This window comes from Jejuibacter sp. L23, from assembly GCF_050815825.1.
GTDB classification, from domain to species: Bacteria; Pseudomonadota; Gammaproteobacteria; order Enterobacterales; family Enterobacteriaceae; genus Jejubacter; species Jejubacter calystegiae.
In genome coordinates this window covers 2,631,784-2,644,126 of sequence record NZ_CP138199.1, presented here as the reverse complement: position 1 = coordinate 2,644,126, position 12,343 = coordinate 2,631,784, and the positions used below count along the sequence as shown (strand labels likewise).

10 protein-coding genes and 2 pseudogenes are annotated in these 12,343 nt (G+C 55.2%); 10 read left to right on the top strand and 2 right to left on the bottom strand.

All coding sequences use genetic code 11. The features are described from left to right. Nucleotides 1–27 precede the first annotated feature (27 nt). Both SCU88_RS12185 and SCU88_RS12180 read left to right on the top strand, forming a co-directional pair. Complete coding sequence (locus SCU88_RS12185; RefSeq protein ID WP_138097518.1) at nucleotides 28–735, top strand: SDR family NAD(P)-dependent oxidoreductase; 708 nt, start codon at nucleotides 28–30, stop codon at nucleotides 733–735. A gap of 39 nt (nucleotides 736–774) precedes the next feature. Then, nucleotides 775–1,761, top strand: a complete 987-nt coding sequence (locus SCU88_RS12180) for an amidohydrolase family protein (RefSeq protein ID WP_175340457.1) — start codon at nucleotides 775–777, stop codon at nucleotides 1,759–1,761. Nucleotides 1,762–1,833: 72 nt separating this feature from the next. Here the strand turns inward: SCU88_RS12180 and SCU88_RS12175 are convergent, their stop codons facing one another. After that, nucleotides 1,834–2,496, bottom strand: a complete 663-nt coding sequence (locus SCU88_RS12175) for a GntR family transcriptional regulator (RefSeq protein ID WP_138097516.1) — start codon at nucleotides 2,494–2,496, stop codon at nucleotides 1,834–1,836. Nucleotides 2,497–2,839: 343 nt separating this feature from the next. On the opposite strand from SCU88_RS12175, the gene SCU88_RS12170 reads away from it, so the two are divergent. From SCU88_RS12170 to SCU88_RS12145, 6 genes and pseudogenes are all read left to right on the top strand, one after another. Beyond that, nucleotides 2,840–4,084, top strand: coding sequence for an NRAMP family divalent metal transporter (locus SCU88_RS12170; RefSeq protein WP_138097515.1), 1,245 nt, complete (start codon nucleotides 2,840–2,842; stop codon nucleotides 4,082–4,084). Between the two features lie 14 nt (nucleotides 4,085–4,098). Further along, entirely contained in the window at nucleotides 4,099–4,872 is a 774-nt protein-coding gene (locus tag SCU88_RS12165; protein WP_175340456.1) for a 5-oxoprolinase subunit PxpA, read from the top strand. Next, complete coding sequence (locus SCU88_RS12160; protein ID WP_138097513.1) at nucleotides 4,869–5,678, top strand: putative hydro-lyase; 810 nt, start codon at nucleotides 4,869–4,871, stop codon at nucleotides 5,676–5,678. Before SCU88_RS12165 ends, SCU88_RS12160 begins: the two co-directional genes overlap by 4 nt. Continuing rightward, nucleotides 5,679–7,265, top strand: a complete 1,587-nt coding sequence (locus SCU88_RS12155; protein ID WP_175340455.1) for a 5-oxoprolinase/urea amidolyase family protein — start codon at nucleotides 5,679–5,681, stop codon at nucleotides 7,263–7,265. Then, nucleotides 7,258–8,982 carry a biotin carboxylase N-terminal domain-containing protein gene (locus SCU88_RS12150; protein WP_175340454.1) on the top strand — a complete coding sequence of 575 codons (1,725 nt, stop codon included), beginning with the start codon at nucleotides 7,258–7,260 and terminating at the stop codon, nucleotides 8,980–8,982. Before SCU88_RS12155 ends, SCU88_RS12150 begins: the two co-directional genes overlap by 8 nt. Before the next feature lie 132 nt (nucleotides 8,983–9,114). After that, nucleotides 9,115–9,272: pseudogene (locus SCU88_RS12145) on the top strand (toxin MazF); the annotation flags it as partial. A gap of 217 nt (nucleotides 9,273–9,489) precedes the next feature. Here the strand turns inward: SCU88_RS12145 and SCU88_RS12140 are convergent. After that, nucleotides 9,490–9,855: pseudogene (locus tag SCU88_RS12140) on the bottom strand (helix-turn-helix domain-containing protein); the annotation flags it as partial. Nucleotides 9,856–10,106: 251 nt separating this feature from the next. On the opposite strand from SCU88_RS12140, the gene SCU88_RS12135 reads away from it, so the two are divergent. Together SCU88_RS12135 and SCU88_RS12130 are read left to right on the top strand one after the other, a co-directional pair. Beyond that, nucleotides 10,107–11,195, top strand: coding sequence for a zinc-binding dehydrogenase (locus SCU88_RS12135; RefSeq protein ID WP_175340452.1), 1,089 nt, complete (start codon nucleotides 10,107–10,109; stop codon nucleotides 11,193–11,195). Between the two features lie 33 nt (nucleotides 11,196–11,228). Further along, complete coding sequence (locus SCU88_RS12130; protein ID WP_175340451.1) at nucleotides 11,229–12,317, top strand: MBL fold metallo-hydrolase; 1,089 nt, start codon at nucleotides 11,229–11,231, stop codon at nucleotides 12,315–12,317. The last annotated feature ends 26 nt before the right edge of the window (nucleotides 12,318–12,343 follow it).

Below are 12,343 nucleotides of genomic sequence, written 5' to 3'. Positions count from 1 at the left end.
CAGCGCCCACAGAAGAGAGAGTTAACTATGAAAAATAGAGCGACGCAAAAAACTATCCTTATCATCGGCGCATCACGTGGGCTGGGCTATGCGATGGCTACGGAATTTGTGACAAAGGGATGGCACGTCATCGGTACCGTACGCGGGAAAGACCGAACGTTGCTGCACCAGCTGGCGGATAAAAATCCAGAGCGCGTTGAGATTGAACAGCTTGAGGTCACTGAACCACAGCAGATCAAAGCGCTGCGGGAACGTTTATCTGACAAGGTGTTAGATATCCTCTTTCATAATGCCGGTATCGCCAACAAAAACCAGAGCGAGAGTATCGCAGAGGTATCGACCCGGGAATTCGAACAGGTCATGGTGACCAATGCATTAAGCCCTATGCGCGTGATTGAATGCTTACAGGATCTGGTTTCTGCAACAGGCACCATTGGTGTTATGTCGTCAGGACAGGGCAGCGTGAGCAACAACAGAAACGGCGGACACGAGGTCTATCGTGGCTCCAAAGCTGCGCTGAACATGTACATGCGCAGTTATGCCGCTCGTCATGCCGGAGAATCACGTACTTTGCTGTTAATGGCGCCAGGCTGGGTCGCTACCGAGCTGGGCGGAGCTGAAGCGCCGCTAAGCATCGAGGAAAGCATTCCGAAAGTGGTGAAGGTGATGCTTTCACAGCAGGGGAAGCCGGGACTGCAATATCTCGACCGTGAAGGGAAAACCGTGCCCTGGTGAAGCGGTGGAAGCAATGATTTTTCAGGCAGAGAACAGATAATGAAGCTGATTGGTATTGAAGAGCATTTTTTGACCGAAGAAGTGTGTGGCGCCTGGAAAGCATCGGGGCTGGAGGCAAAAGATCCCAGTATTGCTTTTAATTCCGGCGTCATTAAGCGTCGGCTGTTTGATATCGCTGATGAGCGCCTTGCCCTGATGGATGAATCAGGTCTGGATATGCAGGTACTGTCCCTGACGTCACCGGCGCTTCATGGTCTGGGGCCAGCAAGTGTCGGTATGGCACAGCGAATCAATGACGGTATTGCGGAAGTGGTGGCAAGGTACCCGAGTCGGTTTCAGGCGCTGGCAACCCTGCCGGTATCCATGCCTGATGAAGCGGCTAATGAACTGGAACGTTGTATAAAAAGCCTGGGCTTTAAAGGCGCGCTGCTATGCAGCGGTGGCGCAGAACATTTAGACAGTCCCGTTTATTTCCCCATTCTTAGCTGTGCTGAAACCCTGAATGCGCCAGTATTAATTCATCCGGGGGCGCCAGATATCGCTGTCAGAAATGCCTATTATTCAGGCTTCAGCACGGAGGTAAATACGGCTTTCGCCACTTATGGTCTTGGCTGGCATTATGATGCGGGAATTCAATTTATCCGTCTGGTTTTGTCAGGCACATTTGACCGCCTTCCGGCGCTTCAGATGATCCTGGGACACTGGGGTGAGCTGATATTATTTTATGCAGAACGCCTGGCGGCGATGGACAGAGTGGCAAATCTGAAATTACCCCTGGCATCGTACCTGCGGGAAAATCTCTATGTTACGGCGAGCGGTATGTTCTTTTCTCATTTCCTGGACAGAGCGGTTGCGATAGTGGGAACGGAACGAATTCTTTTTTCTACCGATTACCCTTTTCAATACCGCACCGGTAATGAGGCGAGGCAATTTCTGGAAACATGTCATCTCAGTGAAAATGATAAAGCGGCCTTTGCCCACGGCAACTGGATGCGTCTTACCCGCGACAGAAGTACCGCTAACTAACAGCAACTGCCTGTCTTCGTCCCGTATTTACGCGTAGTACGTAAAGATTTGTGAACGCCTAAGGCTAACTCATCACGCCAGAGCCGCCCGCCGCTGTAGCACCGCCAGCAGGGTGCGTTCGGACTGATCCAGATAGCCCGCCAGCATCTGCGCCGCCTCCTCATTTTTTCCGCTATTAAGCAGCGCCAGCAGGGCGGCATTCTTTTCGATATAGGGGGCGTGCAGCATCTCCAGATCGTCCAGATGCCCGAAGGCCAGACGCAGTTCGGCGGAGATATGACGATACAAGCGCACCAGCCGCGGGCTGTCAGAAAGTTCGACGATGGCCGTATGAAACAGCATATTGGCGGTGCCCACCGCCACCCAGTCGCCCTGGCTGCCGTGTTCACGGGCCAGGGTAATCTGTTGCGCCATGCGCTCCACCGCCGGATGCAGGGGCCAGGCCTGGCGCAGGGCGTCGCACTCAATCAACCGCCGGATACGGTAGATATCGATAATCGCCGCCATATCCGGCACTGCCACACAGACGCCGCGATTCGGCTCGTAGTGCAGCAGCCCTTCCTGGGTCAGCAGCCGGAAGACTTCGCGTAGGGTATTGCGCGAAATAGCCAGCCGTTCGCTGAGTGCCGCCTCTGACAGCCGGGCTCCCGGGGCCAGCTCTCCGGCAATAATCTTCTGGCGAATTATTTCAGCCGTTTTTTCACTCAGTACAGGTGCTGGCGCGCTTTTCTTCATGGCAGGGCATATTCCGCTAATCAACAGGTTAGCAATCTTCACATATTTAACACACCAGCGGCAAGGCACCCGCGCGGTGCGTAATATGCACCATTTGGGGGCAAAACTGCATTGCTATGCACAAAAACGGGGCGTTGAGTTAAATGTCTGATCAAAAAGAGTGATCGACTTCTCGATTCCGTTGCTGGCTTTGCGATCGGGTATTGCCGGTTTATTCATCACTACGTAGTTTATTGTTCAACAATGCAAACACATTAACTTAACAATTACAAAATTTGTTCCAACAATGGCCTGAAAATTGCCTGACAGACAAAGGGTTAACATCACAATGGGGAGTGACAGCATGGCTGCTCTGGAAGCGGAAAACAAAAAGACCTTCGTACGTAAGCGCCGATCGTCGCTAATCGCAGCAATCTTCTTAATGGCCACCTCGGCAATCGGTCCCGGGTTTATTACTCAGACCGCTACCTTTACTGCCACCATGGGCGCCGCCTTCGCTTTTGGGATCCTGGCGTCTATCGTTATCGACTATGTGGTGCAGCAAAATATCTGGCGGGTGGTGACGCTGACCCGTAAACGCGCCTCGGAGATTGCGAATATCGCGCTACCGGGCAGCGGCTATCTGCTGTCGGTGCTGGTGGTGTTTGGCGGCCTGGTCTTTAATATCGGCAATATCGCCGGTGGCGGGTTGGGGCTGAATGCGCTGCTGGGGCTGGATCCCAAATGGGGCGGACTGTTAAGCGCCGGCATTGCGATTTATATTTTCTCTTCGCGCCGGGCCGGTGTGGCTATCGACAGGATGATGGTGGTGCTGGGGCTGGTAATGATTGCGCTAACGCTCTATGTCGCTTTCGTTTCCCAGCCACCGCTGGGCGAGGCGTTGCGCCAGAGCGTGATGCCCGATCGTATCGATTTCGCCACCATTACCACCATTGTTGGCGGTACCGTAGGCGGTTACATCAGTTACGCTGGCGCTCATCGACTGCTGGATAAAGGCGCCGTGGGGCCTGAGCATATCCGTGAAGTCTCATCCGCCGCCACCAAAGGCATTGTGGTGGTTGGTATTATGCGCTACGTGCTGTTTCTGGCCATTCTTGGCGTGGTGGCCAGCGGTGTGACTCTGGACGTAGCAGGGCACAGCGCTAACCCGGCTTCTCAGGCCTTCCAGCACGCTGCGGGAACCCTGGGGCTGCGTATCTTCGGCTGTATTCTGTGGGCGGCGGCCATCACCAGCGTGATTGGCGCGGCCTATACCTCGGTGTCGTTCCTCACCGTTTTCCGCCCGACCATGACCGACCGCCAGCGTAATATCGCCACCATTATCTTTATTACCGTCTCTCTGGTGGTTTATCTGATGCTGGGCACTGCGCCCGCGGCACTGCTGGTCTTTGCCGGTGGCTTTAACGGCCTGGTGCTGCCGATTGGCTTAACCATCTTTCTGTGGGTGGGTTGGCGTCGTGCCGATCTGATGGAAGGTTATCATTATCCGCGCTGGCTGCTGTGGCTGGGACTGATTATCTGCCTGCTCACCTGGTATATGGGTGTGATGTCGGTTGGCGCGATCTTTAATTATCTGAACGTAGTCTGAGAGGACAAAGCCGGATGAAATGCATTGATTTAAACAGCGACCTGGGCGAAAGCTTTGGCCAGTGGCGGATGGGCGACGATGCGGCCATTCTGCCTGTTGTCAGCAGCGCTAACGTCGCCTGCGGCTTTCACGCGGGCTCTCCCGCGGGCATTCTGGAGACGCTTTCAGCCGCGCGCAGTAACGGCGTAGCGGTAGGGGCCCATGTGGCCTATCCGGACCTGGTGGGCTTCGGTCGTCGGGCGATGGATATCGCCAGCGATGAACTGACCGCAGACGTTATCTACCAGATTGGCGCCTTGCAGGGGCTGGCTCGCGCTGCGGGCTGCGTGGTGAGCTATGTAAAACCCCATGGCGCGCTCTATAACACCATTGCTCATGACCGGCGCCAGGCGCTGGCGGTGATTGCCGCCATTAAAGCGGTAGAGCCATCGCTGATTCTGGTGGCGTTAGCCGGTTCGCCGCTGGTCAGTCTGGCCCGGGAGCAGGGACTTAAAGTGGTGGCAGAAGCCTTCGCCGATCGCGCCTATCACGCCGACGGCACCCTGGTATCGCGCCGCGAAGCGGGGGCTGTACTGCATGACCCGGAACAGGTCGCACAGCGCATGCTGAAACTGATTAACGAGGGCGGCGTCGAGTCAGTGGAAGGCGAATTCACCCGTATTGAAGCGGACTCCATCTGCGTACACGGCGATAGTCCGGGGGCCATTGAGATGGCGCGCCAGATTCGCGCCACCCTGGAACACAACGGCATCGCCATTCGTTCCTTTAGCGGCGAGGTGAATTTATGAATCCGTATATCAAGGCCAGCGAGGCCGCAATTGCCCAGGCGCGCGCCGCTCGTGACACCATTCGTAACGGTTTTGACCGCCCGACTGCGGGCATGGCCCCGGGAATGACCCAGTGCAATATGATTTCGCTACCGCGGGACTGGGCCTTCGATTTTCTGCTGTATGCCCAGCGCAATCCGCGCAGCTGTCCGGTGCTGGACGTGTGCGAGGCCGGTAGCTATCGCACCGTACTGGCGGAAGGGGCGGATCTGCGTACCGATATTCCGCGCTACCGGATATGGCGCCAGGGCGAACTGGCGGATGAAATCACCGATGCCACCGCCATCTGGGCAGAACATCCGGATCTGGTGACCTTCCTGATTGGCTGTAGCTTTACCTTTGAAACGCCGATGCGCGAAGCGGGTATCGATATCCGCCATATTACCGACAATTGCAACGTGCCGATGTACCGCACCAACCGCCTGTGCCGCCCGGCAGGGCGATTACAGGGGGAACTGGTGGTCTCCATGCGTCCCGTCGCGGCGCACCGGATACCGGACGCGGTCACTATCAGCGGCCGTTTCCCGGCGGTACACGGTGCGCCGGTTCATGTCGGCGATCCACACAGTCTGGGGATTGCCGATCTGATGCAGCCGGATTTTGGCGATCCGGTTCGCATTGAAGAGGGGGAAGTGCCGGTATTCTGGGCCTGCGGCGTCACGCCACAGGCCGCGGTGATGAAATCCGGGGTGCCTTTTGCCATCAGCCACGCGCCGGGCCATATGTTTATTACCGATGTGCCCGACAGCGCCTGGCAGGAGGGCTAAGTGCGTTTTTTACCCGTCAATAGCAACAGTTTTCTGGTGGAGCTGGCCAGTCTGGAACAGACTCTGGCGCTACATGCCGCGCTGGAAGCGGCACCGCTTAGCGGTGTGGAAGAGACCATCCCGGCGGCCCGAACCCTGCTGATTCGCTTTACGCCGGGCGAAACCACGGCCAGCGCGCTGGCGCAGATCATCGGTCGGCTTTCCCTGAATTCTTCCCGGGGCCCGCAGGGGCCGGAAGTGATTATCCCGGTACGCTATCGCGGCGAAGATCTGCCGGAAGCCGCAGAGCTGCTTGGCCTGAGCGTGCAACAGCTTATCGCCCGTCACAGTGACCACGAATGGCAGGTCGCCTTTACCGGTTTTGCGCCGGGGTTTGCCTATATGGTTTCCGACGCCGGTTTTAACGTGCCGCGTCGCACCACGCCGCGCACCCGCATTCCGGCAGGCTCGGTGGCGCTGGCCGGGGAGTTCAGCGGTATCTATCCTCAGGCCAGCCCCGGCGGCTGGCAATTGATTGGCGATACGCCGCTCAGCATGTGGGATCTGGGCCGCGAACCTCCGGCGCTGTTAACGCCGGGCGCCCGGGTGCGTTTTGTGGATGAGTCACGGCAGGGCGCCACGATTACCGTAGCGGCAGAGATAGCGCCGCCAGAGCCCGAAGCGAGCAGCGCGCCGCAGGCCCTTGAGATACTCGCCAGCGGTTTGCAGGCGCTGTATCAGGATGAAGGGCGCGTGGGCCAGGCCCGGCTGGGTATTTCACCGTCCGGCGCGCTCGATCGCGGAGCGCTACGCCGGGCTAATCGCCTGCTGGGCAACCCCTGGGGCAGCGCCGTTATTGAAATCACCCAAGGCGGCCTGCGGGCCAGAGCCCTGAGCCCGCAGGTCGTAGCCGTGACCGGCGCACCCTGTCCGGTAGAGATTCGCAGCGCTGACGGTCAGCGCTTTCAGGCGGCCGTCGAACAGCCGCTGGCGCTGGAAGCCGGGGAAGAGATTCGCCTGGGCGCGCCCGCCAACGGCGTTCGCAGCTATCTGGCGCTGCGCGGTGGTTTTGCCGTTGCGCCAGTCCTTCACAGTTGCGCCTTCGATACCCTGGCCCAGGTGGGACCGCCGCCGCTGAAGCCCGGAGATCGCCTGCATCATGCCGGGCTGCCGTGTCAGGCGGTCGAACAGACGGAGACGGCCCCCGTCACACTGCCGACAAAAGGTGACGTTGTCACTCTTGATTTTATTCCCGGCCCGCGCAGCGACTGGTTTACCGCCCGATCTCAGGCCCGTCTGACCGACCAGCTATGGCAGGTAACGGATCAGTCGAACCGTATCGGCCTGCGTCTGGCAGGCGCTCAGCCGTTAGAGCGCAGTATCACTCAGGAGCTGCCCAGCGAAGGGGTATGCAGCGGCGCCATTCAGATCCCCGCCAGCGGTCAGCCGGTGCTGTTTCTGAACGATCGCCCCCTGACCGGCGGCTATCCGGTTATCGGCGCCGTTGCCGACTATCACCTCGATCTTGCCGGGCAGATCCCGCCCGGCGCCACCATTCGCTTCCGGGCCATTGCGCCGTTTCAGGAACCAGAGGGAAACCATGACTGAACCACGTCATAAAGTCTTAATTGCCAACCGCGGCGAGATCGCGGTCCGTATTATTCGCGCCTGCCGGGACTACGGCGTGGCCTCGGTGGCGGTTTATGCCGATCCGGATGCCGATGCGTTACACGCCAGAATGGCCGATGAAGCCTGGACGCTGCCAGGCTGTAGCGCCACGAAAAGCTACCTTAATATCGATAAATTGCTGGATGTGGCGCGCCGCAGCGGCGCCACCATGGTACACCCCGGCTACGGTTTTCTTTCCGAGCGCGCCGACTTCGCCCGGGCGGTTATCGACGCAGGGCTGCTCTGGATTGGTCCGAATCCGCAGACCATCGAACAACTGGGCGATAAAGTGCAGGCCCGTAAAATTGCGCTCCAGGCCGGGGCGCCGCTGGTGAAAGGCACCGCGGATCCGGTGGCTGACGCCAGCGAAGTGGAAGCGTTCGCCCGTGAGCACGGTTTACCGGTAGCGATTAAAGCGGCCTTTGGCGGCGGCGGGCGCGGTCTGAAAGTGGCCTGGCGCCTCGACGAGGTGGCGGAGCTTTATCATTCGGCGGTGCGTGAGGCCGAAGCGGCCTTTGGCCGCGGCGAATGTTTTGTCGAACAGTATCTGGATAGCCCCCGCCATATCGAAGCCCAGATCATCGCCGACAGCCACGGTCAGGTACTGGTATTGGGCACCCGCGACTGTTCGCTACAGCGTCGTAATCAGAAACTGGTTGAGGAGGCCCCGGCGCCGTTTATCAGCGAAGAGCAGCGCGAGCGCATTCACACTGCGGCCCGGGATATCTGCCGCCAGGCGGGTTATGTGGGGGCAGGTACGGTGGAATTCCTGCTGAGTCGCGATGGGCGTATCTCGTTTCTTGAGGTTAATACCCGGCTTCAGGTGGAGCACCCGGTCACGGAAGAGACTACCGGTATCGATCTGGTTATCGAACAGCTACGGGTGGCCGAAGGGCTGCCCCTGAGCCTGACGGAAACGCCAGCGCCGCGCGGTCATGCCATTGAGTTTCGTATTAACGCGGAGGACCCCGGGCGCGGCTTCCTGCCGGTGCCCGGCACGATAACCCGCTTTGCGCCACCCTCTGGTCCGGGCATTCGTCTGGACAGCGGCGTGGAGAGTGGCTCTACCATTCCAGGCCACTATGACTCGCTGATGGCCAAGCTTATCGTCACCGGCGCCACCCGCGAACAGGCCATTGCACGGGCGCGCAGGGCGCTGGCGGAGTTTGCCATCGAAGGGGTTGCTTCAGTGCTGCCGTTCCATCGGGCGGTGCTGGCTTCCGACGATTTTATTAATACCTTCCGGGTGCACACCCGCTGGATAGAAACCGACTTCGCGGAAAGCCTGGAAGCGCAGGTTCGGCCATTCCCGGGCCGCGAACAGCCACTGACCCGGGCATGGATAGAGGTGGACGGACGTCGCCTGCAACTGGGCCTGCCCGCCGGGCTGCTGGCCGCGGCCCCAACGGCGCAGCCTGTCGTCGGTGGTAATGAGCCTGGGACTGCGGATAATCAGGTCAGCGCTCCGGTGGCTGGCGTGCTGCACAGTTGGGTGGCACAAGAGGGGCAGCAGGTGGCGGAAGGCGAAACCGTGGCCGTGATGGAAGCCATGAAGATGGAAGTTTCGGTGCTCGCGCCCTGCGCCGGAAAGTTACAGCAAAGCGTTCGCCCGGGAGAGGTTCTGGCGGCAGAGGCCGCGCTGGGGATGATTCGCTGATCCCCCGGCTTAGTGCGATGACACATAATCTGACCCGGCAAAGGCAGGCGGCGGCAGCCACACCATGAGCCACTTCTGCTTGAGAGTGTACTCACTTAGTCGTGTGTCCACTATTGCTGGGTAAGATCCGGGGCTGGCCACCGTCCGGCGGCGGTTCTCAGCCCGTTTATTTACAATAATAAAACAGGGTTATGCCTGTGCGTTCCATATACGGCTAAAACGAAAGACTATCCGTTTGGTCCGGGGTACGTGACAGTGCGGCACTGGCTGGCCAGGTGAAAACTATAGCCTGATGGGCTCGTGGAGCAACTTAGAAAGGGATAAGCATGCTAAGGCAGCCTTTTAATCCCACTGGTATGGGAATATTTAAATAAATGGATTCCAGATTTTGTATCTCATCGGCTATACGCATAGTATTCGTAACAACAATTGGCTATTTTACATGATTGACCGTGAAATCCCCGACTATTTGTTAATGTCTGAAGATGGGCAGGTCATATGAATGAGTTCATCCATTCGAATGGGAAGACGCATTCCTGACATATTCCAGTTTTTGGCGCGGCGGTATTTTGCTGGTGAAACGAAAAACTGCTTTTTAAATGAGCGAGTAAACGTTTGTTGTGAATTAAAAGCATATTGAAAGGCAATGTCACTAATAGAGCGAGAGGTTGTCCGTAGCGCGATGGCAGCCTTTGTTAAACGTCGTTTGCGAATATAATCCCCCATAGAGTACCCCGTTGCTTGTTTGAATGTGCGCTGTAAGTGCCATTTTGAATAGCCGGCTTTTTTAGCAACTATTTCAAGGCTGAGAGGCTGCTCGAAATTTTTTTCAAGCCAGGAAATTAGTTCCATAATGAAATCGTTTTTGTCCATATCTACACCTCGGTCACGACAGGCAATTACTGGAGCTTCACTTTTTCTTTGATACCCAAATGGTTTCTCTATTAGCAAATCATCTGAACCTCTTTCTTTTTTACGAGTATAGACAAATGATTTTTCTTAACGCAATGAATTTCAAGTGTAATTAACGGTTGTCACTCTCAGCAATAAAACTTGTCGCTCTCAGCCCTGTTAAAGGCGCATGACTTAACTAGACTTTTAACTCCAGACGAAGGAGGCCGGAAATGAAAATCAAGGCAGCCATAATTACTGAGAAATCAGGCCCGTTTATATTTCGGGAAGTCGAAATTGATGAGCCGCGTGATGATGAGGTTTTGGTTAAAGTTGTTGCAACCGGAATATGTCAGACGGATGCACATATCAGAGAACAGTCCTATCAAACTCCGCTACCCATCATACTGGGCCATGAAGGGGCCGGTATTGTTGTCAAAGTTGGAAGTCAGGTGAAAAACATCGTACCTGGCGATCATGTTGTTATGTCTTACCCCTATTGCGGCCACTGTAGTCAGTGTCTGAGTGGCCGCGAGTCATATTGTTTACATGGTTTTGAATTGAGCTTTGGCGGTCATCGGCTTGATGGCTCTAACGCTATACATGATGATATTCATGGTCATTTTTTTGGACAGTCTTCTTTTGCATCCTGTGCGGTGACGAATGAAAGAAATCTGGTGAAAGTTTCGCAAGATATCCCACTAGAGCTTCTTGGGCCTTTAGGATGCGGTATCCAGACTGGCGCAGGGACGGTTCTGAATGCGTTGAAAATACCAGCAGGTAGCAGTATTGCGATATTTGGCACAGGAAGTGTCGGACTGGCTGCCATCATGGCGGCAAAAATAGCCGGCGCGACAAAGATCATCGCCGTTGATATCAGTAAAGAGCGACTGGACCTTGCCGCCGAATTGGGAGCGACCCACATCATTAATGGCAGGCAGGAGGATACCCGGCAGCGCATTATGGCGCTCCTTCCTCATGGTGTCGATTACGTTGTGGAGGTAACGGCTCAACCTCAAATGCTTTCACTTGCCGTTGATGTACTGGCTATGCCTGGACAGGTTGCTCTGGTTGGCGGTCCCCCCGAAGGAACTCAGGTTTCTATTGATATGAATCGCTTGCTCAATGGTCGCATTGTCAGAGGCGTCATTCAGGGCGATTCCGTTCCGCAAATCTTTTTGCCCCAGCTTATCGAATTTTATCAGGCCGGTCAGTTTCCTTTCGATCGTCTGATTTCGTTTTATTCATTTGACGAGATTGAAGAAGCATTTTCAGATATTCGCTCAGGCAAAACGATAAAACCCGTATTAATGATTGATTAGTTTAAATAAGCTTGTCAATATCAGGAGGTATTTATGTGTCAGTATTGTCTTAATCCCAACCACAAAAAACCGGATTGGTTAGTGGACGATTTGGGCTCCGCAGGAGTACCTTATGTCAATTTTGAAGAGTTTCTGCCACCACCTGAATCTTCATATGGATGTTTGTTTTCAAGGGATCGCATTGAAAAGGGATATCATGTGGAAGAGATTGATGACGGAGTTTATTGGGTCTCTTCGGGATGGTATGACACGATGTTTGTACGCACCGGCAATGGTATTATTGCTATAGATGCACCTCCAGCATTAGGAGAAAATATTCTGGCTGCCATGGAAGATGTGTGTGATGAGCCAGTGACCCACGTTGTCTATAGCCATTGGCATGCCGATCATATTGGTGCTGCGAGTATCTATGGCGATAACGTGAAGATTATTGCCCATCAGAAAACGAAAGACTTGCTGACTCGTTTTCCTGATTCATATCGTCCTGTTCCAACTGAAACTTTTGAAAGTAATGAAGTTCTGGATGTCAATGGTGTTAAATTGCAGCTTTCCTATAAAGGACAAAATCACAGTGAAGGGAATATTTTTATATTTGCACCAAAGCAGAAAGTACTGGCCGCTATTGATATTGCCAGCCCAGGGTGGGTAACCTTCAGAGACTGTGATTCATCCGAGAATTTGTCTGGCTATGTGGATGCCCATCATCAGATACTGCAATACGATTTTAAGACGCTGGTTTCTGGTCATGTTTCCAAACTGGGAGACAAAAATGATGTGCTGGAGAATATTGAATATCTGGAGGATTTGATGCGTTTTGCCCGTGAGGCACTGGAAACCGTTGATGTTGAATTCTTTACGAAACAGCTGGGCGACGGCGCTTATAAAGGAGCATTCAGAGATGCTGAAGAAAATTATTTTCAGGCCCTGACAAACTATGGCACGAAAAAAATGCTGGAGGTGGTGACCTCTAACGGAAAACGTTGGGCTGAACGTTTGAATGGGGTACAGGCCATGACCAAACACAATATGTTTTCCATGATAGAAAAAACCCGGCTTGAACGGACGCATAACGGCTATATGCTTCGCGGCGGTAAACCATCATCACCGAAATTTTTTGTTTGACCCGTGGGCGGGCAGGAGCGATTTCT

What these genes read in the sequence shown, in the direction of transcription:
- SCU88_RS12185 (WP_138097518.1), top strand. Translation starts at nt 28, where the DNA reads ATGAAAAATAGAGCGACGCAAAAAACTATCCTTATCATCGGCGCATCA.
- SCU88_RS12180 (WP_175340457.1), top strand. Translation starts at nt 775, where the DNA reads ATGAAGCTGATTGGTATTGAAGAGCATTTTTTGACCGAAGAAGTGTGT.
- SCU88_RS12175 (WP_138097516.1), bottom strand. Translation starts at nt 2,496, where the DNA reads ATGAAGAAAAGCGCGCCAGCACCTGTACTGAGTGAAAAAACGGCTGAA.
- SCU88_RS12170 (WP_138097515.1), top strand. Translation starts at nt 2,840, where the DNA reads ATGGCTGCTCTGGAAGCGGAAAACAAAAAGACCTTCGTACGTAAGCGC.
- SCU88_RS12165 (WP_175340456.1), top strand. Translation starts at nt 4,099, where the DNA reads ATGAAATGCATTGATTTAAACAGCGACCTGGGCGAAAGCTTTGGCCAG.
- SCU88_RS12160 (WP_138097513.1), top strand. Translation starts at nt 4,869, where the DNA reads ATGAATCCGTATATCAAGGCCAGCGAGGCCGCAATTGCCCAGGCGCGC.
- SCU88_RS12150 (WP_175340454.1), top strand. Translation starts at nt 7,258, where the DNA reads ATGACTGAACCACGTCATAAAGTCTTAATTGCCAACCGCGGCGAGATC.
- SCU88_RS12135 (WP_175340452.1), top strand. Translation starts at nt 10,107, where the DNA reads ATGAAAATCAAGGCAGCCATAATTACTGAGAAATCAGGCCCGTTTATA.
- SCU88_RS12130 (WP_175340451.1), top strand. Translation starts at nt 11,229, where the DNA reads ATGTGTCAGTATTGTCTTAATCCCAACCACAAAAAACCGGATTGGTTA.